Origin of the sequence: Streptomyces sp. NPDC047880, from assembly GCF_040706515.1 — a bacterium.
Classification (GTDB): Bacteria; Actinomycetota; Actinomycetes; order Streptomycetales; family Streptomycetaceae; genus Streptomyces.
This window is the reverse complement of record NZ_JBEZOK010000019.1, coordinates 22,086-48,704: the sequence shown is the minus strand read 5'-3', so window position 1 is coordinate 48,704 and position 26,619 is coordinate 22,086. Positions and strand designations below refer to the sequence as shown.

At 71.9% G+C, this 26,619-nt stretch carries 23 protein-coding genes and 3 pseudogenes; 17 read left to right on the top strand and 9 right to left on the bottom strand.

Features of this window, described 5'->3' with window-relative positions:
• Nucleotides 1-56: 56 nt before the first annotated feature.
• Nucleotides 57-343: pseudogene (locus tag AB0937_RS25900) on the bottom strand (histidinol-phosphatase); the annotation flags it as partial.
• A gap of 44 nt (nucleotides 344-387) precedes the next feature.
• Nucleotides 388-846: pseudogene (locus AB0937_RS25895) on the bottom strand (LamG-like jellyroll fold domain-containing protein); the annotation flags it as partial.
• 149 nt (nucleotides 847-995) lie between these two features.
• Here AB0937_RS25895 and AB0937_RS25890 point away from each other — a divergent pair.
• The 3 genes from AB0937_RS25890 (at nucleotide 996) to AB0937_RS25880 (ending at nucleotide 6,210) form a co-directional block, all read left to right on the top strand.
• Nucleotides 996-1,760: a DeoR/GlpR family DNA-binding transcription regulator gene (locus tag AB0937_RS25890; protein WP_366714710.1), complete on the top strand. Its 765-nt coding sequence runs from the start codon at nucleotides 996-998 to the stop codon at nucleotides 1,758-1,760.
• On the top strand, nucleotides 1,757-3,097 hold the full coding sequence (locus tag AB0937_RS25885) for a 6-phospho-beta-glucosidase (protein WP_366714576.1): 1,341 nt from the start codon (nucleotides 1,757-1,759) through the stop codon (nucleotides 3,095-3,097). Before AB0937_RS25890 ends, AB0937_RS25885 begins: the two co-directional genes overlap by 4 nt.
• 71 nt (nucleotides 3,098-3,168) lie before the next feature.
• Nucleotides 3,169-6,210 (top strand): glycoside hydrolase family 38 C-terminal domain-containing protein, encoded by a 3,042-nt coding sequence (locus AB0937_RS25880; RefSeq protein WP_366714575.1) that lies wholly within the window; start codon nucleotides 3,169-3,171, stop codon nucleotides 6,208-6,210.
• Between the two features lie 159 nt (nucleotides 6,211-6,369).
• On the opposite strand, the gene AB0937_RS25875 is transcribed toward AB0937_RS25880, so the two are convergent.
• The 3 genes from AB0937_RS25875 to AB0937_RS25865 all read right to left on the bottom strand — a co-directional run bounded on the left by AB0937_RS25875 (nucleotide 6,370) and on the right by AB0937_RS25865 (nucleotide 10,440).
• The gene (locus AB0937_RS25875; protein WP_366714574.1) at nucleotides 6,370-6,663 is read right to left on the bottom strand and encodes a putative quinol monooxygenase; all 294 of its coding nucleotides are present in this window, start codon (nucleotides 6,661-6,663) and stop codon (nucleotides 6,370-6,372) included.
• Between the two features lie 38 nt (nucleotides 6,664-6,701).
• A complete protein-coding gene (locus AB0937_RS25870; protein WP_366714573.1) occupies nucleotides 6,702-9,260 on the bottom strand; it encodes a GH32 C-terminal domain-containing protein in 2,559 nt (852 codons plus the stop codon).
• Between the two features lie 217 nt (nucleotides 9,261-9,477).
• Nucleotides 9,478-10,440, bottom strand: a complete 963-nt coding sequence (locus AB0937_RS25865; RefSeq protein ID WP_366714572.1) for a carbohydrate kinase — start codon at nucleotides 10,438-10,440, stop codon at nucleotides 9,478-9,480.
• Between the two features lie 246 nt (nucleotides 10,441-10,686).
• On the opposite strand from AB0937_RS25865, the gene AB0937_RS25860 reads away from it, so the two are divergent.
• The 5 genes from AB0937_RS25860 to AB0937_RS25840 all read left to right on the top strand — a co-directional run bounded on the left by AB0937_RS25860 (nucleotide 10,687) and on the right by AB0937_RS25840 (nucleotide 15,430).
• Entirely contained in the window at nucleotides 10,687-11,709 is a 1,023-nt protein-coding gene (locus tag AB0937_RS25860) for a sugar ABC transporter substrate-binding protein (protein WP_366714571.1), read from the top strand.
• A gap of 106 nt (nucleotides 11,710-11,815) precedes the next feature.
• A complete protein-coding gene (locus tag AB0937_RS25855) occupies nucleotides 11,816-12,829 on the top strand; it encodes an ABC transporter permease (RefSeq protein ID WP_366714570.1) in 1,014 nt (337 codons plus the stop codon).
• The gene (locus AB0937_RS25850) at nucleotides 12,826-13,662 is read left to right on the top strand and encodes an ATP-binding cassette domain-containing protein (RefSeq protein WP_366714569.1); all 837 of its coding nucleotides are present in this window, start codon (nucleotides 12,826-12,828) and stop codon (nucleotides 13,660-13,662) included. The genes AB0937_RS25855 and AB0937_RS25850 overlap by 4 nt, the downstream gene beginning before the upstream one ends.
• A gap of 71 nt (nucleotides 13,663-13,733) precedes the next feature.
• On the top strand, nucleotides 13,734-14,765 hold the full coding sequence (locus tag AB0937_RS25845; RefSeq protein WP_366714568.1) for a LacI family DNA-binding transcriptional regulator: 1,032 nt from the start codon (nucleotides 13,734-13,736) through the stop codon (nucleotides 14,763-14,765).
• Nucleotides 14,766-14,896: 131 nt separating this feature from the next.
• On the top strand, nucleotides 14,897-15,430 hold the full coding sequence (locus AB0937_RS25840; protein WP_366714567.1) for a cupin domain-containing protein: 534 nt from the start codon (nucleotides 14,897-14,899) through the stop codon (nucleotides 15,428-15,430).
• On the opposite strand, the gene AB0937_RS25835 is transcribed toward AB0937_RS25840, so the two are convergent.
• Entirely contained in the window at nucleotides 15,367-16,548 is a 1,182-nt protein-coding gene (locus AB0937_RS25835; RefSeq protein WP_366714566.1) for an ATP-grasp domain-containing protein, read from the bottom strand. The genes AB0937_RS25840 and AB0937_RS25835 overlap by 64 nt on opposite strands.
• A gap of 256 nt (nucleotides 16,549-16,804) precedes the next feature.
• Here AB0937_RS25835 and AB0937_RS25830 point away from each other — a divergent pair, with 256 nt between their 5' ends.
• Nucleotides 16,805-17,665, top strand: a complete 861-nt coding sequence (locus AB0937_RS25830) for a metallophosphoesterase (RefSeq protein ID WP_366714565.1) — start codon at nucleotides 16,805-16,807, stop codon at nucleotides 17,663-17,665.
• Nucleotides 17,662-18,321: a 4'-phosphopantetheinyl transferase superfamily protein gene (locus AB0937_RS25825; protein WP_366714564.1), complete on the top strand. Its 660-nt coding sequence runs from the start codon at nucleotides 17,662-17,664 to the stop codon at nucleotides 18,319-18,321. Before AB0937_RS25830 ends, AB0937_RS25825 begins: the two co-directional genes overlap by 4 nt.
• Before the next feature lie 37 nt (nucleotides 18,322-18,358).
• Here the strand turns inward: AB0937_RS25825 and AB0937_RS25820 are convergent, their stop codons facing one another.
• The 3 genes from AB0937_RS25820 to AB0937_RS25810 form a co-directional block, all read right to left on the bottom strand.
• Entirely contained in the window at nucleotides 18,359-18,583 is a 225-nt protein-coding gene (locus AB0937_RS25820) for a hypothetical protein (protein ID WP_366714563.1), read from the bottom strand.
• 176 nt (nucleotides 18,584-18,759) lie between these two features.
• Nucleotides 18,760-19,290, bottom strand: coding sequence for a toxin-antitoxin system, toxin component (locus tag AB0937_RS25815; RefSeq protein ID WP_366714708.1), 531 nt, complete (start codon nucleotides 19,288-19,290; stop codon nucleotides 18,760-18,762).
• A 32-nt stretch (nucleotides 19,291-19,322) separates the two neighbouring features.
• Entirely contained in the window at nucleotides 19,323-19,982 is a 660-nt protein-coding gene (locus AB0937_RS25810; RefSeq protein WP_234848044.1) for a helix-turn-helix transcriptional regulator, read from the bottom strand.
• A gap of 238 nt (nucleotides 19,983-20,220) precedes the next feature.
• Between AB0937_RS25810 and AB0937_RS25805 the strand changes: the two genes are divergently transcribed.
• From AB0937_RS25805 to AB0937_RS25775, 7 genes and pseudogenes are all read left to right on the top strand, one after another.
• A complete protein-coding gene (locus AB0937_RS25805; protein ID WP_366714562.1) occupies nucleotides 20,221-20,880 on the top strand; it encodes a hypothetical protein in 660 nt (219 codons plus the stop codon).
• A gap of 72 nt (nucleotides 20,881-20,952) precedes the next feature.
• The gene (locus AB0937_RS25800) at nucleotides 20,953-22,107 is read left to right on the top strand and encodes an FAD-binding oxidoreductase (protein WP_366714561.1); all 1,155 of its coding nucleotides are present in this window, start codon (nucleotides 20,953-20,955) and stop codon (nucleotides 22,105-22,107) included.
• Nucleotides 22,104-22,400, top strand: a pseudogene (locus AB0937_RS25795) ((2Fe-2S)-binding protein); the annotation flags it as partial. The gene AB0937_RS25800 and the pseudogene AB0937_RS25795, both read left to right, overlap by 4 nt.
• A gap of 205 nt (nucleotides 22,401-22,605) precedes the next feature.
• Nucleotides 22,606-23,970 (top strand): FAD-dependent oxidoreductase, encoded by a 1,365-nt coding sequence (locus tag AB0937_RS25790; RefSeq protein WP_366714560.1) that lies wholly within the window; start codon nucleotides 22,606-22,608, stop codon nucleotides 23,968-23,970.
• Nucleotides 23,967-24,857, top strand: coding sequence for a dihydrodipicolinate synthase family protein (locus AB0937_RS25785; protein ID WP_366714559.1), 891 nt, complete (start codon nucleotides 23,967-23,969; stop codon nucleotides 24,855-24,857). The genes AB0937_RS25790 and AB0937_RS25785 overlap by 4 nt, the downstream gene beginning before the upstream one ends.
• 5 nt (nucleotides 24,858-24,862) lie before the next feature.
• Entirely contained in the window at nucleotides 24,863-25,864 is a 1,002-nt protein-coding gene (locus tag AB0937_RS25780) for a proline racemase family protein (protein WP_366714558.1), read from the top strand.
• A 39-nt stretch (nucleotides 25,865-25,903) separates the two neighbouring features.
• Nucleotides 25,904-26,575 (top strand): GntR family transcriptional regulator, encoded by a 672-nt coding sequence (locus AB0937_RS25775; RefSeq protein ID WP_366714557.1) that lies wholly within the window; start codon nucleotides 25,904-25,906, stop codon nucleotides 26,573-26,575.
• Nucleotides 26,576-26,619: the final 44 nt, after the last annotated feature.

Genomic DNA, 26,619 nt, shown 5'->3' with positions numbered 1-26,619 from the left:
GTACCTCCGCTCGCCCCGTCCGCTCGATCGGTCCGTGACCTGCTGGTACCCGGAGGTCAGGAACCCTCGACGTCCACGAACACGGGGTTCGAGCAGAACCAGGTGTCCGCCCACGGTCACCGTCCCCGGGCGCGTGCGGGACCGGCCCGTGCGGGTCGACCGACGCGCCGAGGTAGCCGGGGCCGTTGCGGTTGCCGTCGCTGCCGCGCAGCCGGACGTAGAAGGACTCCTCGCCGGCGGTCAGCGGGATCCGCAAGGTGCAGGCGCCCTTCCGTCCGGAGACGTGCTCGGTCCGGACGACCCGGGTGTCCGGGGCCTTCCACGTGTCGCGGTCGGCGACCGGCTGCTCGGTCATGATCAGGGGCCCTTCGGGTTCTCAGTGGTTCATGAAGGAGGTGACGGGCAGCGCCCTGGCGACGATCCGGACGTCGCCGAGCCGGCCGCGGAAGATCTGGTCGATCTTTCCGCCGTACTCGTAGCCGCCCAGTAGCCACGGACCTCCGACGGAGGTGATGCCGACCGCGGGCGCCTTGGGGTTGCGGACCACCGGGCAGCCCTCGACGTACAGCGTGGTGTGCCTGCCGTCGTTGACGACCGCCAGGTGCCACCAGGTCTCCACCGGCGTCTCCTGGCCCCAGTTGGTGGCGATGCCCTGCTGGTTGAGCGGCTGGTGCGCAGGCCGAAGCGGGCGGCGGCGACCGCGAGCTTCGCGATGCCGCCCGGGCCGCAGCCCATGCCCCGGGTCCAGATCTCCTCGCCCGGGGTGGGCGGCCCGCCGGGCCCCGTGAGGACGAGGTCGTAGAAGAGCAGCCCGGTCAGCAGCACATCGGGCCGGTCGTCGTCCACGGATGTGTCCTCTCACTCACGGCTTCGACGGAGATCGTCAAAACTCTTCATTTCGGTGAGCGGAATCGTGCGCCGCTTCGCGAGTCCGGTCAATGCCTGAGCAGAAATAAGCATGGCGATGATTGGAGATGACGAGTAATGTGCACGGCGTGCTGGCGGAACGACGACACCAACTCATCCTGCGGGCCCTGCGGGCCGGTGGTCCCGCGGCCGTGACCGACCTCTCGGAGCAGCTGGGCGTGAGCCCCGCCACCATCAGGCGTGACCTGGTCAAACTCGAAGAGGACGGACTGCTCACGCGTGTGCACGGCGGCGCCGTCGTGGAGGAGGGCGACCAGCCCTTCGCCGAGGTCGCCGAGGTGCGCGTGCCCGAGAAGGACGCCATAGCCGAACGCGCCGCCGCGATGATCAGGGACGGCCAGTCGGTGCTGCTGGACATCGGCACGACGGCCTACCGCCTGGCCCGGCAGCTGCACGGGCGCCGGCTCACCGTGATCACCAGCAACCTGGTGGTCTACGAGGAGCTCGCCGACGACGAGGGCATCGAGCTGGTCCTGCTCGGCGGCATGGTCCGCCGCGAGTACCGCTCCCTGGTCGGCTTCCTCACCGAGGACAACCTGCGCCAGCTGCACGCCGACTGGCTCTTCCTCGGGACCAGCGGGGTGCGGCCCGGCGGGCAGGTCATGGACACGACGGTCGTGGAAGTGCCCGTCAAGCGGGCCATGATCAAGGCCGGTGAGAAGGTGGTGCTGCTCGCCGACGCGGCGAAGTTCCCCGGGCACGGGATGGCGAAGGTCTGCGGTCCCGAGGACCTGGACGCGGTGGTGACGAACGCGCCGGTCGACGCGGCGACACGGACCTCCTTCCAGGAGGCGGGCGTCGAGGTCGTCGTGGCGGGAAAGGTGCAGGCGTGAAACTGACGATTCTGGGCGGCGGAGGATTCCGCGTGCCCCTGGTGTACGGAGCGCTCCTCCAGGACCACGCCCAGGGCCGGGTGACCCGCGTCGTCCTGCACGATCTGGACGCCGGACGGCTGTCGGCGGTGACCCGCGTCCTCGCCGAACAGGCGGCCGGCGTCCCCGACGCGCCCGAGGTGAGCGCCACCACCGACCTCGACGACGCCCTGCGCGGTGCCGACTTCGTGTTCTCCGCGATCCGTGTCGGCGGCCTGGAGGGACGCGCGAACGACGAACGCGTCGCCCTGGCCGAAGGGGTGCTGGGCCAGGAGACCGTGGGAGCGGGCGGCATCGCCTACGGCCTGCGCACGGTCCCGGTCGCCGTCGACATCGCGCGACGGGTCGCCCGGCTCGCGCCCGACGCCTGGGTCATCAACTTCACCAACCCGGCGGGTCTCGTCACCGAGGCCATGTCCCGCCACCTCGGCGACCGCGTCATCGGCATCTGCGACTCCCCGGTCGGCCTCGGCCGCCGCATCGCCCGGGTGCTCGGCGTGGAGAACCCGGGGGAGGCGTGGATCGACTACGTCGGGCTCAACCACCTCGGCTGGGTGCGCGGCCTGCGCGTCGCCGGCCGGGACGAGCTCCCGCGCCTGCTCGCCGACCCCGACCTGCTCGGCTCGTTCGAGGAGGGCAAGCTCTTCGGCGCCGCATGGCTGCGCTCCCTGGGCGCGATCCCCAACGAATACCTGCATTACTACTACTTCAACCGCGAGGCGGTCCGCGCCTACCAGCAGGCCGAGAAGACCCGCGGCGCCTTCCTGCACGACCAGCAGGCCCGTTTCTACGCCGAGATGCGCAACCCGGACACCCCCGCCCTCGACGTCTGGGACCGCACCCGCGCCGAGCGCGAGGCCACGTACATGGCCGAGAACCGCGAGACCGCGGGCGCCGGGGAACGCGACGAGGACGACCTGTCCGGCGGCTACGAGAAGGTGGCCCTCGCCCTGATGCGGGCCATCGCCCGGGACGAGCGCACCACCCTGATCCTCAACGTGCGCAACCGGCGCACGCTGTCCGTCCTGGACACGGAGGCCGTGATCGAGGTCCCCTGCCTCGTCGACGCCAACGGCGCCCACCCCGTCGCCGTCGACCCGCTGCCCGACCACGCCACCGGCCTGGTCTGCGCGGTCAAGGCCGTCGAGCGCGAGGTGCTGGCCGCCGCCGACACCGGCTCCCGCGCCACCGCCGTGAAGGCCTTCGCCCTGCATCCGCTCGTCGACTCCGTCAACGTGGCCCGCAGGCTGGTCGAGGGCTACGCGGAGGTCCATCCCGGGTTGGCGTACCTTAGGTGAACGCCGCTCGGTAAGCGCTTTCCCCCACCGCCTGCCGTCTGCTCGCTCTTCCCGCTTCCTGGAGACAGCCCATGCACGACGAAAGCCGCCGCATCGAGGAGCGCGTGCAGCGCCTTCACGACCAGCGCGTCAAGACCGCGGTCTACGCGGCCACCGTCCCCTTCGAGGTGGAGGCCTGGCAGGCCCCGGGGGAGCCGGTGCCGTTCGAGGAGGCCGCCGCCGCCTCCTACGAGCCGTTCACGATGGGCACCCCGTGGGGCCCGCCCTGGGGCACCACCTGGTTCCGCATGCGCGGGCGGGTGCCCGAGGAATGGGCGGGCCGCCGCGTCGAGGCCGTCATCGACCTCGGCTTCGTCGGCGCCTGGCCCGGCAACCAGGCCGAGGCCTTGGTCCACCTCACCGACGGCACCCCCCTGAAGGCCGTCAACCCGCTCAACCAGTACGTGGCGATCGCCAACCCCGCGCAGGGCGGCGAGACCGTCGACTACCTGGTCGAGGCCGCCTCCAACCCGGACATCCTCGCGGACAACTTCTCCAGGACCACGCCCCTGGGCGACAAGCTCACCGCGGGCGACAAGCCCCTCTACACCTTCCGCAGCGCCGACATCGCGATCCTCGACGAGGAGGTCTGGCACCTCGACCTCGACGTGCAGGTGCTGCGCGAACTGATGCTGGAGCTCGGCGAGCACGACCCGCGCCGGCACGAGATCGCCCACGCCCTCGACCGCGCGATGGACCTGCTCGACCTGGACGACGTCTCCGGCTCCGCCCCGGCCGTCCGCGAGGCGCTGAAGCCGGTGCTGTCCAAGCCCGCGCACGCCAGCGCGCACACGATCTCCGGCGTCGGCCACGCCCACATCGACTCCGCCTGGCTATGGCCGATCCGCGAGACCAAGCGCAAGACGTCCCGCACCTTCTCCAACGTCACCTCGCTCGCCGACGAGTACGACGACTTCATCTTCGCCTGCTCCCAGGCCCAGCAGTACGAGTGGGTCCGCGACAACTACCCCAGGGTCTGGTCCCGCATCCAGGAGTCGGTCAAGAACGGCCAGTGGGCACCAGTCGGCGGCATGTGGGTCGAGTCCGACGGCAACCTGCCCGGCGGCGAGGCCGTAGCCCGCCAGTTCGTCCACGGCAAGCGGTTCTTCATGGACCACTTCGGCATCGAGACCAAGGGCGTGTGGCTGCCGGACTCCTTCGGCTACAACGCGGCCTACCCGCAGATCGCCAAGCTCGCCGGGAACGAGTGGTTCCTCACCCAGAAGATCTCCTGGAACCAGACCAACAAGTTCCCCCACCACACCTTCTGGTGGGAGGGCATCGACGGCACCCGCATCTTCACCCACTTCCCCCCGGTCGACACCTACAACGCCCGCTTCAGCGGCGAGGAGATGTCCCGCGCGGTCCGCAACTACTCCGAGAAGGGCGGCGCCTCCCGCTCCCTGGCCCCCTTCGGCTGGGGCGACGGCGGTGGCGGCCCCACCCGCGAGATCATGGAACGCGCCCGCCGGCTGGCGGATCTCGAGGGCTCCGCGAAGGTCGTCGTCGAGCACCCCGACGAGTTCTTCGCCAAGGCCCGTGAGGAGTACCCGGACGCGCCCGTGTGGGTCGGCGAGCTCTACCTGGAGCTGCACCGCGCCACCTACACCTCCCAGGCCCGCACCAAGCAGGGCAACCGCCGCTCCGAGCACCTCCTTCGCGAGGCCGAACTCTGGGCGACCACGGCCGCCCTGCACGCGCCGGGCTACAGCTACCCGTACGAGAAGCTGGACCGGCTGTGGAAGACGGTGCTGCTGCACCAGTTCCACGACATCCTGCCCGGCTCCTCCATCGCCTGGGTGCACCGCGAGGCCGAGGCCGAGTACGCCCGCGTCGCGCAGGAGCTGCACGCGCTCACCGCGCAGGCGGTGGCCGCGCTGGGCACCGGCGAGACCCGCGTCTTCAACGCCGGCCCCTGCGACCGCGCCGAAGTGGTCCGCACCGCCGACGGCGCACCGGCGTACGTGCAGGTGCCCGCGAACGGCTCCGCGCCCCTCACCGGCTCCGCACCCCCGCAGCCGGTGACCGTCGACGGCCGGGTCCTCGACAACGGACTGGTCCGGGTGGAGGTCGCCGCGGACGGCACGCTGTCCTCCGTCCGCGACCTGCGCGCCGGCCGCGAGGTGCTCGCCGAGCCGGGCAACCTGCTCCGCCTGCACACCGACCTGCCCAACTACTGGGACGCCTGGGACATCGACAAGCACTACAAGAACCGCTACACCGACCTGCTGGACGCCTCGTCCGTCACCGTCGTCGAGCAGCACCCCCTGATCGGCGCCATCCGCGTCGAACGGTCCTTCGGCAGGGGCTCCACGATCACCCAGACGATCACCGTCCGCGCCGGCAGCCCCCGTATCGACATCGAGACGGACATCGACTGGCACGAGACCGAGAAGATCCTCAAGGCGGCCTTCCCGGTAGACATCCGCGCCCCGCATTCCTCCGCCGAGATCCAGTTCGGCCACGTCCAGCGCCCCACCCACACCAACACCAGCTGGGAGTCGGCCCGCTTCGAGGTCTCCGGCCACCGCTGGGTGCACCTCGGCGAACCCGGCTACGGTGTCGCCGTCGTCAACGACTCGACCTACGGCCACGACGTCTCCCGCACGGTCCGCGAGGACGGCGGCACCACGACCACCGTCCGGCTGTCCCTGGTCCGCGCCCCGCGCATCCCGGACCCCGAGGCCGACCAGGGCCCCCACCGCTTCACCTACGCCCTGCTGCCCGGCGCGAGCATCGAGGACGCCGTCGCCGAGGGCTACGCCCTCAACCTGCCGCTGCGGGTGGCCGACGCGGCCGGTGCCCCCGAACCGGTCGTGTCCACCGAGGGCGAGGGCATCACCGTGGAAGCGGTCAAACTCGCCGACGACGCCTCCGGCGATGTCGTCGTACGGCTCTACGAGTCCCGTGGCGGCCGCGCCACCGGCACCCTGCGCACCGGGTTCCCGCTCGCAGGCGCCCAGATTGCCGACCTGCTGGAACGGCCTCTGGAGGACGCGGAGACCACCGACGGGTCCGTCACCGTCGCGCTGCGGCCCTTCCAGATCCTCACCCTGCGCCTGCGCAGGGGCTGACCTCGGGCTCGTGCAGCCGGGGACGGGGACGCCGGGGCTCGGCGTCCCCGTCCGCCGGGGCAGCGACGCCGTCGACGGCGTCGCTGCAGCCCCGGTCGTACTGCGACGACGTCGTGGCACACGGCCGGTCCCTGTCCGGCACTGTCGTGCGCCGGAGGGTCAGGCGACCGGATCGAGGAAGGTGAGCACGGAGGCGCTCTCCTCGATCAGCGGCGCGAGCGCGGCGTTGAACGGGCCGCCGTACGGGGCGTCCAGATGTGCCTTGAAGGCGTCGTCGTCCCGGTAGACCTCGAAGATCCAGAAGGCGCGCGGGCGGGAGGCCTTGGTGTAGACGTCGAAGACGAGGTTGCCTTCCTCGTCCCGCACCTTCAGGGCGTAGTCGCGCAGCAGCCGGGCGACGTCCTGCTCCGCTCCCTCGCGGGCGGTGAACTCGGCGAACAGGGTCTTCTTCACGGTGAGTCGGCCTCCATGGTCGGGGATGGCGGTGAGGATCAGTCGCGGTAGGAGCCGAGGTGCCAGACGGCCGCCCGGTCCAGCTTCACCGAGCCGTCCTCGGCGAAGATCCGCACTCCTGTGCTCCCGGGGTCGGGGAAGATCTGGTCGGTGATCACGGCCTCGCCGTTGCCGCCGAAGACCTCGACGGAGGACCGGTCGACCAGGATCCGCAGCCTCACCTTGCCCTTCTCGGCCTTCAGCGGTGCGCGCTGGACGCCGGGGAAGGTGTTGTGGAAGTCCACGGTCCCGGAGCGGGTGCGGTCGACGTACAGCTCCTCGGTGGTGGTGTCGTAGCCGATGACCGTCTCCTGAGCGGCACCGGTGCGTACCTTCAGTCCAAAGCGGTCGGCGTCCTCCAGGGCGAAGGTGGCTTCGATGTCGAGCGCCTCGCCTTCGGCGGACGGGCCGATCAGCGGTTCGGAGGTGTTCTGGACCGTGACGCCCGACGCGGTCGCGGGCTCCTCGCCGCGCAGCGAGCCGAGACCGTCCACCGGCTTGGCGACCAGGCGGATCCGCCCGTCGACGGTGCGCAGGGCCATCTCCCGGGGTACGGTCTGCGCGCCGCGCCAGGGGGAGGTCGGGACCGCGCCCGCGTAGTCCCAGTTGCTCATCCAGCCGATCATGTACCGCTTGCCGCCCGGAGCGTCCTCCCAGGACACGGCCGCGTAGTAGTCCTTGCCGTAGTCGGCCCAGTCGGCGCGCTGCAGAACGGACTTGGCGGGGGCCTCGGCGGTGGTGAACCGGTCGGCCAGGACGTGGCCCCAGCCTCCGGTGTTCATGTCGGCGATCTGGATCTGCGCCTTCTTCCCGGCGTAGGGCCGCAGGTCGAAGGAGGCCCAGTCCAGGGTCTCGCTGTCGGTGCCCGTGGCGTTGCCGACGACCTCGCCGTCGACGAGCAGGTTGACGGACGTCTCGTCGGAGACGGGGCGGGCCCGGGTGTCCGACAGCACGACGTGGTCGACGTTGATGTGGCCCCAGCCGCCCGTGTTCTCGTCGGTGATCCTGATCCGGGCCTTCCGGCCGGCGAGGTCACGGACGTCCCAGGCGGCCCAGTTGAGCGCCTCGGTGTCCTGACCGGTGGCACCGCGTACGGCCTTGCCGTCGACGACGAGTTCGACGGCGGTGGGGTCGGCCTGGCCGGCGGGGTGGGCGCCGCCGGCGATCAGGAAGTCGATGTAGTCCTTGTCGATGGTGAACTCGGGCGACGTGAGCGTGCCGGTGGCGGAGTCACCGTTCAGGAAGGTGTTGACCAGCCCGTCGCCGAGCCACCCGGTCACCTGCTGCTGGCCGGGAAGGGTGCCGGTGGCGGGCGCGGTGCCGAAGGCGTCGCCGGTCCTGGTCCAGTCGCCGTAGGTCCCGCCCTCGAAGTCACCGATGACCGTGCCCTCGGGCACGGGCCCCCGCTCCAGGACGGTTCCCTCCCGGTGCGGGTGCCGGCCGCCGCCGATCCTGAAGTTCAGATAGGGGCTGTCGACGGTGAAGGGGGGCGAGGTGAGGGTGCCGGTGGCGGCGTCACCGCCGTGGAAGCTGTTGGCGAGACCCGTTCCCTCGACCCCTTCGACGGGCAGCTGTCCGTCCAGTGCCCCGGCCGACGGCCCCGGTCCGAAGGCGGTGCCGGCAGGTGTCCACGTACCGAAGTCCGTGCTCTCGAAGTCCTGCACGACCGTGCCACTGGGCGGGGTGTAGGTGCCCTTGTCGTCGGCGGTGAACTTCTGGCCGTCGAAGTCTCCGATGAAGTACTGGGCGGCCGAACCGCCCGCGATGCCACCGGGGTTGATGTTGACGACCAGGACCCACTTGGTCTTCTTCTTGTCCCCGTCGACCGCGAGCGGGAAGAGGTCGGGGCACTCCCAGACACCGCCCGTGGCACCGGCCGGGCCGAACTCGCTCTGCAGCGTCCAGTCCTTGAGGTTCTTGGAGGAGTAGAACAGCACCTTGTGCTCGGCGGACAGCGACACCGTCATGAGCCAGCTCCTGGTGGGCTCGTGCCACTGCACCTTCGGATCGCGGAAGTCCTTGGAGCCGATGTCGATGACGGGGTTGCCCCGGTACTTCGTCCAGGTCCGGCCGCGGTCGGTGCTGTAGGCGAGCGACTGGGCCTGGACGCCCGTGTTCTTGTCGAAACTGGTGTAGAGCGCCACCATGGCCGGGTTCTTCCGGGTGCCGAAGCCGGTGGTGTTGTCCCGGTCGACCACCGCGCTGCCGGAGAAGACCATCTCCTCGTCGTCGTGCGGCAGGGCGAGCGGCAGCTCCTTCCAGTGCACGAGGTCCTCGCTCACCGCGTGGCCCCAGGACATGTTGCCCCAGGAGTTGCCGTCGGGGTTGTACTGGTAGAAGAGGTGGTATTCGCCCTGGTAGTGGACGAGACCGTTCGGATCGTTCATCCAGTTCTTCTGCGGCGTGTAGTGGAACCGGGGACGATGGGTCTCGGAGTAGGGCGGGGTGTCGGCGGCGACGGCCCGAGGGGCGAGCGGAGCGGCGGACAGGGCGCACAAGGCCACCACCGTCGCGACCATCCGTCGGTGAGCACGCAGGGGTACACGTTCAGAGCTCATGAAGTCTCCTGTGCCGCGGCCGTCCACGCAGCGGAGCCCGAGCTGCCCCGTGCGGACCGGCCGAGAGGTGATGCCCCTGGCCGGCGCCGGCGTCCACGTGCCCAGGGGATGTCATCGTTGACTTGTGTCATCGATGACATCGAGGTGCCCGATGATGGAGGCAGAACGGCCGGCACGTCAACGGTCCGGGCAGGATCGGCCCTTCGGGTCGAAGCCCTCAGGTCCGGTCGGCCTCCGCGGCACGCGTCAGTTCGTGCCGCCACGGCGGGTTGGGGCCGGCCACCGAGCAGGTCAGGGAGGCGACCCGGGCGGCGAAGCGGCAGGCTTCCTCGACGTCGCCGAGCCGGAGATCCGTCAGCCGGCCCCCGAGGAGGCCGTCGGCGGCGAGGCGGTGCAGCAGGCCGGCGGTGAAGGAGTCCCCCGCCCCGACCGTGTCGGCAACCTTCGCCGCGACCGCCGGCACCTCCACCCGTTCCCCGTCGAGCGAGGCCAGGGCGCCGTCCCCGCCGCGCGTGATCACTACGAGCCGGGTCCCCGCGGCGTGCCATGTGTCGCATGCCTGCTCGGGGGACGCGCCGGGCAGGAGCAGGTCGAGGTCTTCGTCGCTGAGCCGCAGGATGTCGGCGAGCCGGCACCAGTGCGCGAGCCGCTCGCGGTAGACCTCGGGACGCACCAGCAGCGGACGCACGTTGGGATCGACGCTGATGGTGGCCCGGGGTGCGGCAGCCGCCAGGAACTCCTCCACCGCGGCCGCTCCGGGTTCCCGGACCAGGGCGAGTGATCCGGTGTGCACGCAGACGGACCCGGACAGGTCCGCGCCGGCGAGTTCCCCGGCCGTCCACTGCCAGTCGGCCGTGTTCTGCGCGTGGAAGGAGAACGCGGCCCGGCCCTGGGTGTCCAGTTCCGCCACGGCCAGCGTGCTCGGTTCGGACGCCTTGACGGTGTCCGACAGGTCCACTCCGGAATCCTCCAGGTGTGCCCGGAACAGGCGGCCGAACACGTCGTCGGACAGGCGGGCCAGGAAGTGCGCTCCGGTGCCGAGCCGGGCGAGCGACACGGCCGTGTTCGCCGGCCCGCCCCCGGGCAGCACCCGCAGGGCGAGTTCGTTCGAGCTCTTCGCGGGCTCGGTGAACGCGTCCGCGACGCACTCCCCCAGGACGGTGATCTGATGCGGGCTCATCTGCTGCTCTCCTCTGCGGCCGTGCGGGCGAACCGGTCACGTCATGACGCAGCCGCTGATCGGCCGCGGGGACGGCGGCCCGGACGTTGCCGATTTGTGACGCGGGTAAGGCATTGACGTTGCCGGGAGCCGGAGTCCATCATCCTCGCCATGCAGTGTCAACGATGACATAAGTCAACGATGACACCTCGGGACGGCATGCTCCGATGCCGGCCGCGCCGCTCGTTATCCCGCAGGAGTCGTTTCATGTCTCGCACCACTCGTATGCCCTCCTCCCTCCTCAGAGCCGCCGCGTGTACCGGCGTCGCGGCCCTCGCCCTGACGGCCTGCGGATCCGGCTCCGGCGCCGGTTCGGCTTCGGCCGGCTCCTCCTCGGGCGATGTCAAGGTCGGTCTGATCACCAAGACCGACACCAACCCGTTCTTCGTGAAGATGAAGGAGGGTGCCGAGAAGGCCGCGAAGGCCGAAGGCGTGCAGCTCATGACCGCGGCGGGCAAGTTCGACGGCGACAACGCCGGTCAGGTCACGGCCGTCGAGAACATGGTCGCGTCGGGCGTGAAGGGCATCCTCATCACCCCCAGCGACTCGAAGGCGATCGTGCCCGCGCTCGAGAAGGCCAAGGCCAAGGGCGTCCTCGTCATCGCGCTCGACACCCCGACCGAGCCGCAGAGCGCCGTCGACGCCCTCTTCGCCACCGACAACCTCAAGGCCGGCGAACTGATCGGCGAGTACGCCAAGGCCGCCATGAAGGGCAAGACCGCGAAGATAGCCGCCCTCGACCTCGCGCCGGGCGTCTCCGTCGGCGTCCAGCGGCACAACGGCTTCCTCAAGGGCTTCGGCGCCACCGACAAGGACGTCGCCTGCGCCCAGGACACCGGCGGTGACCAGTCCAAGGGCCAGACCGCCATGGAGAACTGCCTCCAGAAGGAACCCGGCATCAACGTCGTCTACACGATCAACGAACCGGCCGCCCTGGGCGCCTACACCGCCCTGAAGGCCAAGGGCCGCGAGAAGGACGTCCTGATCGTGTCCGTGGACGGCGGCTGCACCGGAACCCGGGCCGTCAAGGACGGCAAGATCGCCGCGACCTCGCAGCAGTACCCGCTGAAGATGGCCGCCGAGGGTGTCAAAGCCGTCGTGACCTACGCCAAGGACGGCAAGAAGGCGTCCGGTTACACCGACACCGGCGTCACCCTTGTCTCCGACAAGGCACAGCCGGGGATCACGTCCAAGGACACCGCCTACGGCCTGGAGAACTGCTGGGGCTGAGCCGCCCCGAGGACCGCCCGCACCGCCTCACCCCGAGCCGGCGGGCCGGCTCCCACCTCCCCGGCCGGGAGCCGGCCGCCTCCCCATCCTCCGTCAAGGACCTCGCATGACTGCCACGTCCACGCCACCGTCCACATCCTCGCCCTACGCCGGGCTGAAAGCCCCGACGACGGCCCGCAGGCTGCTCACACAGCCGACCACGGGTCCGCTGGTCGCGCTCCTGCTGGCCTGTGTGTTCTTCTCCGTCTCGACCGACCAGTTCCTCACGGGCGGGAACTTCTCACTGATCGTCCAGCAGGTCATGGTCGTCGGAACACTCGCGATCGGCCAGACGCTGATCATCCTCACGGCGGGCATCGACCTGTCGTGCGGGGCCGTGATGGCGTTCGGCAGCATCGTGATCGCCAAGATGGCGGCCGAGGGCTCGTTGCCGCCGCTGGCCGCGATCGCCCTGGGGCTCGTCGTCTGCGGCGGTTTCGGCCTGCTCAACGGGCTGCTGGTGCAGAAGATCCCGCTGCCGCCGTTCATCGTCACCCTCGGCATGCTGAACGTGGCGTTCGCGCTCACCCACATCTACTCCGAGGAGCAGACGGTCACCAACCTGCCCGGCCCGCTGACGGCGCTGGGGCAGACCTTCCCCCTGGGAAGGACGGACATCACCTACGGCTCCCTGGTCACCATCGGCCTGTTCCTCCTCCTCGCCTACGCGCTGAGCAGCACCGGCTGGGGCCGGCACGTCTACGCCCTGGGCAACAGCCAGGAAGCGGCCCGCCTGAACGGCATCCGCACCTCCCGGCTGACCATCGGCGTCTACACCACGGCCGGCGTCCTCTACGGCATCGCCGCCCTGCTCCTCATCTCCCGGACGGGCGTGGGTGACCCGCAGGCGGGACAGACGGACAACCTGGACAGCATCACCGCCGTGGTCCTCGGAGGCACCAGCCTCTTCGGCGGACGCGGCTCGGTCCTGGGCACCTTCATCGGCGTCCTCATCGTCGGCGTCTTCCGCAACGGGCTCCAGCTGATGGGCGTCGCCTCCATCTACCAGACCCTGATCACCGGCGTCCTGGTGATCCTCGCGGTGACCGTCGACCAGATCTCCCGGAAGAAGGCCCGATGACCGCCACCTCCTCCCCGACGCCCGTCCTCCAGGCCCGCGGTCTGGTCAAGCGCTACGGCCACGTCACCGCCATCGACGGCGCCGACTTCGACCTGCTGCCCGGCGAGGTGCTCGCCGTCATCGGCGACAACGGCGCCGGCAAGACCAGCCTCATCAAGGCCCTCACCGGCGCGGTGACCCCCGACGCGGGCGAGATACGCCTGAACGGCGAACCCATCACCTTCTCGGGCCCCCAGAGCGCCCGCGCCCACGGCATCGAGACGGTGTACCAGGACCTCGCCGTGGCCGCTTCCATGGACATCGCGTCGAACATGTTCCTGGGCCGCGAACTGCGCCGCCCGGGCGTCCTCGGCAGTGTCTTCCGCATGCTGGACAAGAAGCGCATGCGTCAGGAGGCCGCCGCGCACATGGCCGATCTGAAGATCGGGCTGCGCTCCCTGACACAGGCGGTCGAGACCCTGTCGGGCGGACAGCGCCAGGCCGTGGCCGTGGCCCGTTCCGTCGCCTGGGCCCGCAGCGTCGTCGTCATGGACGAACCCACCGCCGCGCTGGGCGTGAAGGAATCGGGGCAGGTCCTGGACCTCATCCGCCGCGTCCGGGACAAGGGCATGCCGGTCGTCCTGATCAGCCACAACATGCCGCACGTCTTCGAGATCGCCGACCGGATCCACGTCCACCGCCTGGGCCGCCGCGCCGCCCTGATCAAGCCCTCCGACTACTCCATGGCGGAGGTCGTCGCCATCATGACCGGCGCGCTCGGCGTCGACGCGGCCGGAGATACTGTCGTGGCGGATTCCGCGGCAGCGAAGGCCGCCGGGGTCCAGGCCACTTGACCACCCGCCCTCACAGGCTTCCGGCCGAGGCCGCGGCCGGAACCGACGAGCACAGGAGACAGTCCTCCCCCATGGCAGCGAACCGCCGCCCGACCCTGGCCGACGTCGCACGCGAAGTCGGTGTCAGCGCCAAGACGGTCTCCCGTGTCCTCAACGAGGACGGGCCCGCCTCCGCCGAGACGAGGGAACAGGTCCTCGCCGCCGTCGCCCGACTCGGCTTCCAGCCGAACCTCATGGCCCGCAACATCCGGGTCGGCGGACCGGACACCACCATCGGGCTGGTCATCCCCGACCTCGGCAACCCCTTCTTCGGGGCCGTGGCCCGAAGCATCGAGGACACCGTCCGCGAACGCGGACTGACCCTCCTCATGGGCTCCTCCGCGGACGACCCCGACCGCGAGCGGGCCCTGACCGACAAGTTCCTCGCCCGCCGCGTCAGCGTCCTCATGGTCGTGCCGTCCGTCGGCGCCGACCACTCCCACCTCAAGGCCCACCGCACCAGGGGCCTGCCCGTGGTCTTCCTCGACCGGCTGGGGTCCGGCCTGTCCACCGACAGTGTGGTCAGCTCCAACCGCACCGGCGCGCACGACGGTGTCGCCCACCTCGTCGCCCACGGCCACCGGCGCATCGGCTTCGTCGGCGACCTGCCCACCAAGCTCTACACCCGCCGTGAACGACTCGCCGGCTACCGCGACGCCCTTCAGGAAGCCGGCATCGCCTACGACCGCACCCTGGTCGCCAACGCCCATGACCAGCGCGGGGCCTCCACCGTCACCTCCCGGCTGCTGGGCCTGGACGATCCCCCCACCGCCCTGTTCGCAGGCAACAACATCGTCGCCCTCGGCATCGTCAGCGAACTCGCCCGCAGCAGGAGGAAGGACGTCGCCGTCGTCACCTTCGACGACGTGGAACTGGCCGAGGCCCTCGAACCGGCCCTGACGGCCGTCGCGCAGGACCCCGAGGAGATCGGCAGGGCGGCCGCCACGACGGCCCTGGCCCGCCTCGACGGCGACCGCTCCCGCGCCCGGACCGTCACCGTCCCCACCCGGCTCATCGTCCGCGGCTCGGGGGAACTCCCGGCCCCGGCACCGCGGAAGGCGTGACGACGCCGGAATCCATGGTCCAAAGCGAGCGCAGGCCGCGGCCGCAACCCGTCCGCGCTTCGAATTGACCCACGAACACGGCACCCGAATGCCCCCTGTCGTGGGTCGCCCGGATCCGTAGGGTCATGGTCATGACGACGACACAGCATGAAACGGGAAGCAGCAGCGGCTTCGCACCGGTCCTCACCCGCGCCGCCGAGGCCGAGACGACGCGCGACCCCAGCAGCGTGATGACATTGCTCGCCGACTCCGAGAACACCGGCGGGCGGCTCACCAGCTACCGGTCCACGTTCGCGGAGGGCGCCGTCGGCGCGCCCGCCCACCTGCACACCAAGGCGTCCGAGATGTTCTACGTCATCGACGGAGCACTCCAGGTGCTGGTGGGTGAGGAGATCACCGTGCTGCGGGCCGGCGACTTCCTCCTGGTGCCGCCGCACACCCCGCACGCCTTCGCCGCCGCGCCGGGGGCGAAGGCCGACGTGCTGTTCGTCTTCACCCCGGGTGCGGGACGGTTCGACTATCTGCGGCTCCTGGGCCGGGTGATGCGCGGCGAGGCCGACCCGCGGGAGATCAAGGACTCCTCGGAACGCTTCGACAACCACTACGTCGACAGCCCGGTGTGGCGCGAGGCGCTCGCGGCCAGGCCCGGAAGCGGGGCCGCCTGAGCCGCCGGCTCGATGATGCCGGCCTGCTCGGCCGCAGTGGGCGAGGGCACCGCCGGGAGCGGCTCCGGCACTTCCGGCCGCTGCAGTGGCAGCGACACCGGGAGCAGCGGACGCGGCCCCGACACCACCGTGTAGTCCTGGCCCAGAAACGGCGGCTCGATCTCGCCCGGGTCCTCGCCGAGGGCCAACCGCACGGCGGCCCAGGGCGCGTTGACACCGCACTGGGACAGCTGGTGCAGTCCGCCGGCCGGGCGGGTGTTGACGTCCATCAGCACCGGCCGGTCGCCGAACATCCGGAACTGGATGTTGGACAAGTAGTGCAGACCGAAACCCTCGGCGATCCGCCGGGCCGGGCCCAGCCACTGCTCGTGCAGCGTGAAGCCGCGGCGGCGGCCGTTCTTGGTACGGCCCACCGCCAGCCGGACCCGGTTGTCCGGCCCGGTCAGGCAGTCCACCGACACCTCGGGCTGCTCCAGACGCGGCATCACCAGCCAGTCCACCGGCTCCTCGTCCCGCCGCAGCGCCTCCAGCACCAGGTCGAGCGGCACGTACGGGCTCGGGAAACCACTCAGATGCATCAGGGAGAAGGGCGTTCGCGTGATCACGCGGAAGCCCACCCCGCCGGCCCCGGACGCCGGCTTGAAGCACGCCTTGTGCCCACCGGCCTCCAATGCCTCGACCGCGGCGATCAGTTCGTCCTCCGAGCGGACCCGGTACCACGGCGGCACCGGCACACCGATCGCCTGGACCGCCTCGTAGGCGATCACCTTGTCGTGGAAGACGGCCACGGCCTCGGGCGGCGGCGCCAGGACCGCCGTGCCCGCCGCCTCGAACTCCGCGCGGTGCGCCACGATCGCCGACTGGTGCAGCCGCGGCACGAACACGTCGATGCCCCGCCGCGCGCACTGGTCCAGCGCGTACTCGGCGTACCCGGCGGGGGAGAGGTTCTCGGGCTCCAGCTCGGCGGTGTCGGCGGCGGCCAGCACCGGCGAGTCGGGGTCTGCGTGCGTGGCATGGATCTCGACCGCCCGGTCGCTGGGATTCCTCCGCAGCTGATCCATGAAGAACACGTTCTCCGCGTACGTGCGGTTGAGCCAGACGCGTACGCGAGAGACCATGCAGGCCGCCTTTCAGGGTTCGCGGGCAGGGCTGAGCAGCCCGTGCCCGGGCAGAAGAAGGGAGGGACACCAAACCGCCCCTGTGAAAGGGACGTTCGTAGCGGTGGTGTTGGGCCCAGATCATACGGCTTCGACGGGCCGCCTCGTGCAACGCGCGTGTGAAGGAATTCTCCGCCCACGGCCCCCGGGCCGCGCTTGTCCCCGTCACACGGATGTGATCTCTTGGTGGCGTCCGGACGGACGGAGGGGGCGAGAGGTGACGTCGACGGCCGGTGGCGCCGCACAATTGCTGGCCATCAGTGACCTGCACATCGGTTACCCGGAGAACCGCGCCCTGGTCGAGGGCATGCGGCCCGGGACGGACGACGACTGGCTGCTGGTCGCCGGGGACGTCGCCGAGACCGTGGCGGACATCCACTGGGCCCTGAAAACGCTCGCGGGCCGCTTCCGCAAGGTCGTCTGGGTGCCCGGCAACCACGAGCTGTGGAGCCATCCGGGCGACGCCGTCACCCTGCGCGGCGCCGCCCGCTACACCCACCTGGTCGAGCTGTGCCGTGACCTCGGCGTGACGACACCCGAGGACCCCTACCCCGTCTGGGAGGGCCCCGGCGGCCCGGCGGTCGTCGCCCCGCTGTTCCTGCTGTACGACTACTCGTTCCTGCCGGCCGGCTGCACCACCAAGGAACAGGGCCTGGAGTACGCGCAGGGCACCGGGATCGTCTGCACCGACGAGTACCTGCTGCACCCCGACCCGTACCCGAGCCGGGAAGCCTGGTGCCGGGCACGGGTGGCCGAGACCGAACGCAGACTCGCCGCACTGCCCGGCGACCTGCCGGTGATCCCGGTCAACCACTACCCGCTGCACCGGCATCCGATGGACGTGCTGTGGCACCCCGAGTTCGCCATGTGGTGCGGCACGGACCTGACCGCCGACTGGCACCGCAGGTTCCGTGTGTCCGCCATGGTCTACGGCCATCTGCACATCCCCCGCACCACCTTCCACGAGGGCGTGCGCTTCGAGGAGGTGTCGGTGGGCTATCCGCGAGAGTGGAGCAAACGGTCCCAGCCACCGGGGCGGCTGCGGCGCATCCTGCCGGAGGAGGGCGAGGAGCGGTGATCGAGGAACTGCTGCCGCAGACGGTGGTCACCGTCGAGACGTACGGACACGCAGAGGCGGACACCCCGCTGTACCCCGAGGAGGCCGCGCTCCTGGCACGGGCGGTCGCCAAGCGGCGCAGGGAGTTCGCCGTCGTGCGCTCCTGCGCCCGCAGGGCCATGGAGAAACTCGGCGTGCCGCCGCAGCCGATCCTGCCCGGGGAACGCGGTGCCCCCGGCTGGCCGGCCGGGCTGGCCGGCAGCATGACCCACTGCGACGGCTACTGCGCCGCCGCGCTGGTGCGCGCCACCGACCTGGCGTCCCTCGGCATCGACGCCGAGGTCCACGGACCGCTGCCCGAGGGTGTCCTGCCGTCCGTGTCCCTGCCGGCCGAGGCCGACCGGCTGCGGCGGCTGGCGGCCGAACGACCCGACATCCACTGGGACAGGCTCCTGTTCAGCGCCAAGGAGTCCGTCTACAAGGCGTGGTTCCCCCTCACCGGGAAGTGGCTGGACTTCATGGAGGCCGACATCGAACTCACCGCCGACGGCACCTTCCGCGCGGACCTGCTCGTCCCCGGGCCCCGGGTGGGCACCCGCCGCCTGGACCACTTCGAAGGCCGCTGGACGGCGGGGCGGGGCCTGATCGCGACGGCGATCGCGGTACCGCACGCATGAACCCGCTGCACGGCACTCGCCCCGAGGCGTACCCGGTTCAGCTGCCCGGCTCCGGGCACCACTGCTCCAGGAGGCGGAAGAACGCCTCCTCGTTGCCGGACAGGCCGGCGCGTTCCAGGGCCTGCTCCGCCTCGGCGAGCACCGCCGGCGGGACCAGTGGGGGTCCGCCCTCCCGGTCGAAGGCGGCCCGGACGGTGTGCAGCAGCCGCAGATAGGCCTGGACGGCGGTGCGTTCACGATCGGTCAGAACGGCGGTGGGCATCGGTCGGCTCTCCCCGTGTCGGCGTCGTCGGTCCCGCGCCTCGCGGCGCGTGCGCCCCCGCACAGCGATGGCGCACCTCCAGCTTGCCGCCCACCACTGACAATCCGGCCCCGCCGCCCTCCGGTTCGCCCGCTCGGCGCAGGCCGCCGCACCGCGTCACCGCGCCGGGCGGTCCGTCAGCCCTGGGGTCCGCGATACCCCAGCGATGCCTCGATCCGCCCCGCCAGATGGTCCCGCTGCACCGGCCCCCGCGAGGACGAACCGGCCAGCCAGGCACGGCACTTGCTGGCGAGCAGCAGGCCGAAGCTCTCGGCCTCCTTCTCGTCGGCGAGGTCGAAACGGGTGCGGGCGGCGACCTTCAGCACGGTCGCCTGGAGGTCGGCCCCGTCGTCGAGCAGCCGGGCCGCCACGGCCGCGCCCTCGACGTGGTGGGAGCAGTGCCCCGCCTTCATGTGCCACAGTTCATGGCCCAGGATCACCAACTGGTGCTCGGGGGCGGTGCGTTCCTCGATCACCACGAGGTCCTGTTCGGCCATGTCCAGCCACAGTCCGCTGGCCGTTCCGGGAGGGAACGCGGCCGTGCGGAAGCGGACGGGGCGGCCACGGCGTCTGCTCATGCCGTCGCACAGGGCGGCGTACAGCTCGTCGGGCCGGGCCGGCACGGGGAGGGTCAGCTCCGCGACCAGCTCGCCGCACAGGCGGCGCATTTCCCTACCGATGCCCACAGTTCTCCCCACGGTCACGACTCGGGCCGCTTGACGCTCTCCAGGAGCATGTCCAGCCACTCCGCGACCTTGTCGCGGTGCTGGTCGGTGGGCAGTTGCGCGGCCCGCCAGGCGATGCCGCGCACGCCGTGGTCCTGCAGCAGCCGCTCCAGGGGGTCGTCCGCCGCCGCGGCGGCCTGCCGCTCACGGTCGGCGAGCTTCTGCAGCAGCTCCTGCTCGGTGTGCTGGAGGGCGCTCACGAGCGCCTCGGGGTCCTCGGCGGTCAGGAAGCCGGCGTGCACCCGGAAGAACCGCTGGAGGGCGTCGCAGTGCTCCATGGTCGGCCGCCGGTCGCCGTTGATGAGGGCGCCGGCCTGCTGGCGGGACATGCCGGCGCCGTCGGCGATCTCCTGCTGGGTGTACTTGCGGCCGTTGGGCTTGAGCCGGGTCCGGCGCAGCAGGTCCAGCCGCTGCAGGAACCGGGCCTGGACGTCGGGCTCACCCGCCGGACGGCCGCTGAGCAGGGCCTTGATCACGGGGTCCGGGACGCCGGAGGCGACGGACAGCCTGCCGACGTCGAAGACCTCGGCGTGCGGCACGCCGAGCCGGTCGGCGAGCGCGCCGACACGGGAGACGACGGCCGGCAGCACGGCCGTAGGCGTGACGCCCGGACCTTCGACGAAGCCACCCGTCACCGACAGATCTCCTACGTATCTCACAGGCTTCTCACACGTGGATGCCGTGACCTACCCCGGCGTGAACTTCCCGGAGCGTAGCCGGTGCTTCGAACTCACATCCAGGTCTCGCCACAACTGTGGCCAATTTCAGCCGTCAACAGACGCTGAATGCCACGATAGTTGACACGCCTCAGCTCGGACCAGCAGGATCGGGGCGCCGCGTCAAGGCCGCACAGGCAAGAGGGGTGACCTCCCGATGGCATATCAGGCAGGAGGGCAGCGGCCGGCACCGCGGCCCGTCCCCGAGACTCCCGAGGCCCAGGCCTACCTGGAGGACTACGCCGGGCTCCTGGAGGGTGTCACCTTCCCCTCGCTCGTCGTCGACCACTGCTGGGACGTGGTGCTGACCAACGGCGCCTTCCGGTCACTTTTCCGTGAGATCGGCCCGCACCCGACCGCGATGCCGGACGACAACTTCCTCAGGTTCGTCCTCTTCCACCCCGACGCCCCCACGGTGCTCGGCGACCACGAGGCGAGCTGGTGCCTGCCGATGCTCGCGCACTTCGCACGGACCGTGGACGGCCACGGCCCCGACCACGGTCTGCAGGCCATCCGCCGTGACATCGCCCAGGACCCGATCATGGAGGCCGCCTACCGGCACGGCCTGCCGCACTGGATCCGGGCGGTCGGTGAGGGCGCCGTCGAGCAGGACGGAGCCGTCCGGCTCCTGGTGCACCCCGATCCGCACCGCGGCGCCACCGAGTGCCGGATCGTCGTCGAGACGTCCAGGGCGCTCGAGGAACTGGGCTGCGCCCGGGTCACGCTCGTGCTGCGCGAGGCCCGCCGCTCCGCGTCCCGCGAGCGCCGCGCCCGCCGCACCGCCTCCCATCTGAGAGTCGTCCCCACGGTCGACTGACCGTCGCCCGGGTGTCCCGCCCGCCTTGCCGGCACCCTTCCCCGAGCCTGTGGTGTGTGACATAGTACCGATGTGAGCGAGTCGCTGACCTGCGATGTCGTGGTGGTCGGAGCCGGATTGGTCGGCGCCGCCACCGCCCTGTACGCGGGCCGGGCGGGCCTGGACACCGTCGTGGTGGACCGGGGCCCGGTGGCCGGTGGCACGACCGGAGCGGGGGAGGGGAATCTCCTCGTCTCCGACAAGGAGCCTGGCCCCGAGCTCGAACTGGCCCTGCTGTCCGCCCGGCTGTGGGCCGCCCTGGCCCGGGACGGGCTGGGCGGGGCCGTCGAGTACGAGGCCAAGGGCGGTGTCGTCGTCGCCCGCACGGACCGGGCCCTGGCCGGGCTGGAGAAGCTCGCCGCGGAGCAGCGCGCGGCCGGGGTCGAGGCCGTCCCGGTGCCGCCCGACGCGCTCACCGACCTGGAGCCGTACCTGGCCCCCGGCCTCGCGGGCGGCATGCACTACCCGCAGGACGCGCAGGTGATGCCCGCCCTGGCGGCGGCGCACCTGCTGCGTGCCTCGGGGGCCCGGGTGCTCACCGGGCGGGAGGTGACCGGGATCCTGCGCGGTCCGGACGGTGCGGTGCGTGGTGTGCGGACCGACCGGGGCGTCGTGCACGCACCCGCGGTCGTCAACGCGGCCGGCACCTGGGGCGGCGAGGTGGCGGCCCGCGCCGGGGTGTCCCTGCCGGTGCTGCCCCGCCGGGGGTTCGTCCTGGTCACCGAACCACTGCCGCCCCGCATCCGGCACAAGGTGTACGCCGCCGACTACGTGGCCGACGTCGCCAGCGACTCGGCGGCACTGCAGACCTCCCCGGTGGTCGAGGGCACCCCGGCCGGACCGGTCCTCATCGGCGCCAGCCGCGAACGCGTCGGCTTCGACCGGTCGCTGTCCCTCCCCGCGCTGCGCGCGCTGGCGGCCGGGGCGACCGGGCTCTTCCCGTTCCTCGGCGATGTCCGGGCCCTGCGGACGTACGCCGGCTTCCGGCCGTATCTGCCGGACCATCTGCCCGCGATCGGCGCGGATCCGAGGGCGCCCGGGCTGTTCCACGCCTGCGGGCACGAGGGCGCGGGCATCGGGCTGGCCACCGGCACCGGGCATCTCCTCGCACAGGTGCTGAGCGGGCGGACGCCCGATCTGGACCTCGTTCCCTTCCGGCCCGACCGCTTCACCGAGGAGGCCGCATGAACCCGCTGGAGCTCGCGGGGGCCAGGCCCGGCCCCGCCTTCACGGTCACGTTCGACGGGCGGCCCGTCGAGGCGCTGCCCGGGCAGACGGTCGCCGCCGCGCTGTGGGCGGCGGGCGTCACCTCCTGGCGTTCCACCCGCTCACAGGGCCGTCCGCGCGGGGTGTTCTGCGGGATCGGCGTCTGCTTCGACTGCCTGGTGACCGTCAACGGCCGCCCCAACCAACGCGCCTGCCTGGTGCCGGTGCGGCCCGGGGACGAGATCGGCACGCAGGAGGGCACGGGCCACGGGGAGATGGGCACGCGGGGAGGGACGGGCTGCCGGGACCTCGGCACCCAGGGCGCCACAGGCCAAGGGGAGATCAGCGCTCGGGGCGGCACAGGCCGCGGGGACATCGCCGCTCAGGACGGCACAGGCCCCGAGGACATCGGCACTCAAGGCGGCACAGGCCAAGGGGCGATCGGCCCCCAGGACGGCACCAGCGGCCAGGAGGCCCGTCATGCGGACTGACCTCGTCGTGGTCGGCGCCGGACCGGCCGGGCTCGCCGCTGCCCTGGCGGCCTCCGCGCGCGGCGTCCGGGTCACGCTCGTCGACGCAGCCACACAGCCCGGCGGGCAGTTCTACCGGCAGCCCGCCGCCGGACTCGGCGCCGGCCGGCCCGAGGCGCTGCACCACCGGTGGCGGACCTGGGAGCGGCTGCGGGACGGGCTCGCCGCAAGCGCCGTACGCGTGCTGACGGACCACCACGTCTGGAACGTGGAGCGCACCCCTGACGGCTTCACCTCGTACGCGCTGCTCGGGCCGGAGCAGGAGCAGCCCGTCGAAGTGCACGCCCGCGCCGTGCTCCTGGCCACCGGCGGCTATGAGTACGTGCTGCCCTTCCCCGGCTGGACCCTCCCGGGCGTCGTCACGGCCGGGGGAGCCCAGGCCATGCTCAAGGGCGGGCTCGTGGTGCCGGGTCACCGAGCCGTGGTGGCCGGGTCCGGACCACTGCTGCTGCCCGTGGCGACCGGGCTCGCGGCGGCCGGCGTAGAGGTCGCCGCACTCGTCGAGTCCACCGACCCCAAGCGCCTCGCCCGGCACGCCCCCGCCCTGGCCGGCAAGCTCCCCGAGGGCGCCGGACACGCCGCCGGGCTGCTGCGCCACCGCGTCCCGGCCCTCACCCGGCACACCGTCGTCCGCGCCCATGGCGACGACCGGCTGACCGGCGTCACCGTCGCCGCGCTCGACGCCGACGGGCGCGTCCGTCCCGGCACCGCACGGCACCTGGCGTGCGACACCCTCGCCGTCGGCCATGGCATGCTCCCGCACACCGACCTCGCCGAGACCCTCGGCTGCCGGCTCGACGGGCTCACCGTGGCCGTCGACACCGAGCAGCGCACCGACGTGCCCGGCGTGTGGGCGGCCGGCGAGGCCACCGGCATCGGCGGCGCCGCCCTGGCCCTCGCCGAGGGGCACATCGCCGGCTGCTCGGCCGCCGCCCACCTGCACGGCATCGCCCCGGATCCGGCCCCCGCCGCCCTCAAGGCCCGCGCGAAGCTCACGCGATCGGCAGCCGCCCTCGACGCCGCCTGCGCGCCGCCCGCCCACTGGCCCGAGCACCTCACCGACGACACCGTGGTCTGCCGCTGCGAGGAGGTCACCGCCGGCGCCGTACGCGAGGCGCTGGACCTCGGCGCGGGCGACGAACGCACCGTGAAGCTGCTCACCCGCGCCGGGATGGGCTGGTGTCAGGGCCGCATGTGCGGCACCGCGGTCGCCGGTCTCGCCGGCTGCCCACCCGCCCCCGGCAAGCGCCCGTTCGCCCGTCCCGTGCCGCTCGGCGTCCTCGCCCGGCAACACCCCCAGGAGGGACCGTCATGACCGAACACCGCCCCTGGCGCGGCGTCCTCGTCGCCACCGCGCTCCCGCTGAACGACGACCTCTCGGTGAACCACGACCGGTACGCCGAGCACTGTGCCTGGCTGGTCGAGAACGGCTGCGATGGCGTCGTACCGAACGGCTCCCTCGGCGAGTACCAGGTGCTCACGCCCGAGGAGCGGGCCCGGGTCGTCGAGACGGCCGTCGCCGCGATCGGCGGGGAGCGCGTGATGCCCGGCGTCGCCGCCTACGGGTCGGCCGAGGCCCGGCGCTGGGCCGAGCAGGCCGCGGAGGCCGGCTGCCGCGCGGTGATGCTGCTGCCCCCGAACGCCTACCGCGCCGACGAGCGCTCCGTCCTCGCCCACTACGTCGAGGTCGCCCGGTCGGGCCTGCCTGTCGTCGCGTACAACAACCCGATCGACACCAAGGTCGACCTCGTGCCCGAACTCCTCGCCCGGCTGCACGGCGAAGGACACATCCAAGGCGTGAAGGAGTTCTCGGGTGACGTCCGCCGGGCCTACCGGATCGCCGAACTCGCCCCCGAACTGGACCTGCTGATCGGCGCCGACGACGTCCTGCTGGAGCTGGCCGTCGCCGGAGCCAAGGGCTGGGTCGCGGGCTACCCGAACGCGCTGCCCCGGGCCTGTGCCGAGCTGTACCGCGCGGCCGTCGGCGGTGACCTGGACACCGCGCTGCCCCTGTACCGGCAACTGCACCCGCTGCTGCGCTGGGACTCCCGCGTGGAGTTCGTCCAGGCCATCAAGCTGTCCATGGATCTCGTCGGCAGCCACGGCGGCCCCTGCCGCCCGCCGCGGATGCCGCTGCCGCCCGAGCAGGAGGCCACCGTCCGAGCCGCCACCGAGAAGGCCGTCGCGGCCGGATTGAGCTGAGGACCATGCGCAGCAGACTCGTCCTGCACGCCGTCGACTCGCACACCGAGGGCATGCCCACCCGCGTGATCACCGGCGGCATCGGCACCGTCCCGGGCGCCACGATGAACGAACGGCGGCTGTGGTTCCGCGAACACCGCGACGACATCAAGCAGTTGCTGATGAACGAGCCGCGCGGCCACTCCGCGATGAGCGGCGCGATCCTCCAGCCGCCGACCCGGCCCGACTGCGACTGGGGCGTCCTCTACATCGAGGTCTCCGGCTACCTGCCCATGTGCGGGCACGGCACCATCGGCGTGGCGACCGTCCTGGTCGAGACCGGCATGGTCGAGGTCGTCGAGCCGGTCACCACCATCCGGCTCGACACCCCGGCCGGGCCGGTCGTCGCCGAGGTGGCGGTCCGGGACGGGGCCGCACGGGCGGTCACCCTGCGCAACGTGCCCTCCTTCGCCGTCGGCCTCGACCGCAAGGCCACCCTCGCCGACGGCCGGACGGTGACGTACGACCTGGCGTTCGGCGGCAACTTCTACGCCGTCCTGCCGCTGGAGCAGTTCGGCCTGCCCTTCGACCGGTCCCGCAAGGACGAGATCCTCGCCGCGGGCCTGTCCCTCATGGCCGCCGTCAACGCCGAGGACCCGCCCGTCCACCCGGAGGACGCGTCCATCCACGGCCTCCACCACGTCTACCTGGCCGCCCCCGGCTCGACGGCCCGCCACTCCCGGCACGCCATGGCCATCCACCCCGGCTGGTTCGACCGCTCGCCCTGCGGCACCGGCACCAGCGCCCGCATGGCACAGTTGCACGCGCGCGGCGAACTCCCGCTGCACACCGAGTTCGTGAACGAGTCCTTCATCGGCACCCGCTTCACCGGCCGACTGCTCGGCACCACCGAGGTCGCCGGCCACCCGGCCGTCCTGCCCAGCTTCACCGGCCGCGCCTGGATCACCGGCACCGCCCAGTACCTGCTGGACCCCGAGGACCCGTTCCCGGCCGGGTTCGTCCTGTAGACGACCCCGCAATCCACCAGAGAGGAACCCCGAACGGTCATGGCCCCGCAGCACACCCCCGCCCTGCCCATCCTGGGCAGCAGGAAGCCCAGCCACCGGGAGCGGGTCGCGGACGCGCTGCGGGCCGCCCTGATCGCCGGTGAACTGCGGCCCGGCGAGGTCTACTCGGCCCCCGGCCTCGCCGCCCGCTTCGGCGTCTCCGCCACGCCCGTGCGCGAGGCCATGCTCGACCTGGCCAAGGAGGGCCTGGTCGACACCGTGCCCAACAAGGGCTTCCGGGTCACGGCCGTCTCCGAGCGGCAACTCGACGAGTACACACACATCCGAGCGCTGATCGAGATCCCCACCACGGCGGAACTGGCCCGCACGGCCGACCCGGTGGCCCTGGAGGCACTCCGCCCGGCCGCCCGGGAGATCGTCACCTCCGCCGCTGCCGGGGACCTCATCGCCTACGTCGAGGCCGACCTGCGCTTCCACCTCGGTCTGCTGGCCCTCGCCGGCAACGGCCACCTCGTCGACGTCGTCCGCGACCTCAGACGCCGCTCCCGGCTCTACGGCCTGACGGCACTGGCCGAACAGGGGCGGCTGGAGGCGTCGGCGGAGGAGCACCTGGAGATCCTGGACGCGCTGCTCGCCCGCGACGAGGAGGCCGTCCGCGCCGTGATGACCCGGCACCTCGGACACGTCCGGGGCCTGTGGGCAGCGCCCTGAACGGCCGGGACGGCGGACGGGGCGGGCCGATCGGGCGTGCCGGT

What these genes read in the sequence shown, in the direction of transcription:
- AB0937_RS25880 (WP_366714575.1), top strand. Translation starts at nt 3,169, where the DNA reads ATGCACGACGAAAGCCGCCGCATCGAGGAGCGCGTGCAGCGCCTTCAC.
- AB0937_RS25870 (WP_366714573.1), bottom strand. Translation starts at nt 9,260, where the DNA reads ATGAGCTCTGAACGTGTACCCCTGCGTGCTCACCGACGGATGGTCGCG.
- AB0937_RS25865 (WP_366714572.1), bottom strand. Translation starts at nt 10,440, where the DNA reads ATGAGCCCGCATCAGATCACCGTCCTGGGGGAGTGCGTCGCGGACGCG.
- AB0937_RS25860 (WP_366714571.1), top strand. Translation starts at nt 10,687, where the DNA reads ATGTCTCGCACCACTCGTATGCCCTCCTCCCTCCTCAGAGCCGCCGCG.
- AB0937_RS25855 (WP_366714570.1), top strand. Translation starts at nt 11,816, where the DNA reads ATGACTGCCACGTCCACGCCACCGTCCACATCCTCGCCCTACGCCGGG.
- AB0937_RS25850 (WP_366714569.1), top strand. Translation starts at nt 12,826, where the DNA reads ATGACCGCCACCTCCTCCCCGACGCCCGTCCTCCAGGCCCGCGGTCTG.
- AB0937_RS25845 (WP_366714568.1), top strand. Translation starts at nt 13,734, where the DNA reads ATGGCAGCGAACCGCCGCCCGACCCTGGCCGACGTCGCACGCGAAGTC.
- AB0937_RS25840 (WP_366714567.1), top strand. Translation starts at nt 14,897, where the DNA reads ATGACGACGACACAGCATGAAACGGGAAGCAGCAGCGGCTTCGCACCG.
- AB0937_RS25835 (WP_366714566.1), bottom strand. Translation starts at nt 16,548, where the DNA reads ATGGTCTCTCGCGTACGCGTCTGGCTCAACCGCACGTACGCGGAGAAC.
- AB0937_RS25820 (WP_366714563.1), bottom strand. Translation starts at nt 18,583, where the DNA reads ATGCCCACCGCCGTTCTGACCGATCGTGAACGCACCGCCGTCCAGGCC.
- AB0937_RS25815 (WP_366714708.1), bottom strand. Translation starts at nt 19,290, where the DNA reads ATGCGCCGCCTGTGCGGCGAGCTGGTCGCGGAGCTGACCCTCCCCGTG.
- AB0937_RS25805 (WP_366714562.1), top strand. Translation starts at nt 20,221, where the DNA reads ATGGCATATCAGGCAGGAGGGCAGCGGCCGGCACCGCGGCCCGTCCCC.
- AB0937_RS25790 (WP_366714560.1), top strand. Translation starts at nt 22,606, where the DNA reads ATGCGGACTGACCTCGTCGTGGTCGGCGCCGGACCGGCCGGGCTCGCC.
- AB0937_RS25785 (WP_366714559.1), top strand. Translation starts at nt 23,967, where the DNA reads ATGACCGAACACCGCCCCTGGCGCGGCGTCCTCGTCGCCACCGCGCTC.
- AB0937_RS25780 (WP_366714558.1), top strand. Translation starts at nt 24,863, where the DNA reads ATGCGCAGCAGACTCGTCCTGCACGCCGTCGACTCGCACACCGAGGGC.
- AB0937_RS25775 (WP_366714557.1), top strand. Translation starts at nt 25,904, where the DNA reads ATGGCCCCGCAGCACACCCCCGCCCTGCCCATCCTGGGCAGCAGGAAG.